At 35.3% G+C, this 1,227-nt stretch carries 1 protein-coding gene and 1 pseudogene; both read left to right on the forward strand.

All coding sequences use genetic code 11. The annotated features are described in order from the left end of the window. The coding region (locus Q0594_RS00425) for an SseB family protein (RefSeq protein ID WP_298729050.1) at nt 1-674 on the forward strand (674 nt) is incomplete at its 5' end. A gap of 347 nt (nt 675-1,021) precedes the next feature. Next, nucleotides 1,022-1,227 (forward strand): annotated as a pseudogene (locus Q0594_RS00430) (tRNA epoxyqueuosine(34) reductase QueG); the annotation flags it as partial.

The raw sequence follows: 1,227 nt of genomic DNA on the forward strand, positions 1-1,227 counted from the left end.
TGATTCCAAGCTCATACATGCATTACCGTAAAGAGATTTATAAGAAAGATGAGATATTTGATTTTAAACGAATTGAGAATGGGCCTGATAAAGAAGGGATTCGTAATTTCATAAGAGACTTATTCATCTATGATGGAATACGTGGAATTCAATATTGTGGTGAAAAAACAACGATTCTTGCGGAACAACTAGTGGATCTTCCGCGATATAAAGGGATGGATGAAAAAGAAATCCCTGTAACGAATCCGAATGTGATCAAGTGGTTATATTTGGCACGTCAATTGGGTAAACTGAATACGAAAGATAAAAAAACACTTAGCCAAGTCTATTTATATCAGTTTTATGAAGCTTTAAAAACAGCAAAATTTATTGCGCCAATGAGACTTCATGGGTATGACCAATTTCTTGAAGATAACCCGCAAACGGACGTAGAACCTAATATTCCTTTTGATTTAGCAATGCAACCAGGAAAAACGAAAGAGCTGACACTCAAAGTGTATACGGACTGGAAGAGACTTCGTAAACACTATGGAGAAGATTGTAAAGCGTTAATTGTGACACTTGATGAACAATTAGCATTTCATGATGTCGTGATTAATCCTGGACACCATCCGATGGCAGCTGCTATGATTACGGAAGAATTGTATAATGAAGTAAAGAAAAAAACAGTATGAGAAAAGCAACTCCTTGAGTTGCTTTTCTCTGGTTAGAAGTTTCTTTAAGTGTATAAAAGAAGTCTTTTTTCAGTAACAAACTAAAACAATTCGGAGAATGATAAAATTTTTTTCAAAAACGTTATAATTTCTTAACTTTATAGTTGATTTTTAAAAAGAAAAGCGCTATTATACTTGTATCTCTTGCTCTGTAATTGATTTTGCACGGCAATTGATGTTCGACTAACGTTAACTTTCGCAGTGATTTCACCGAAGGCTAGCGTTCTTTTTTTGCGTAAAATTAGGAAACTTTGTGAAAAAAGAGAAGTATAGTACAATAGTTAGGAAGAATGGAGAGGAGGATTTAGATGGATACAGTAGTTTTAAAACAGAAGATTATTGCTAAAAGCAAAGAGCTGGGCATTGATAAGATTGGTTTTGCTTCTGCCGAGCCGTTTACGCACTTAGAAGAGAGCATGCGTCGTTCCAAAGAACTCGGTCATACGACGGGTTTTGAGCATCCAGTGTTAGAAGAGCGTATTTATCCAGAAAAAATCTTCGATACTCCAAAAAC

Source organism: uncultured Granulicatella sp., from assembly GCF_938030755.1.
In the GTDB taxonomy this organism is placed as follows: domain Bacteria; phylum Bacillota; class Bacilli; order Lactobacillales; family Aerococcaceae; genus Granulicatella.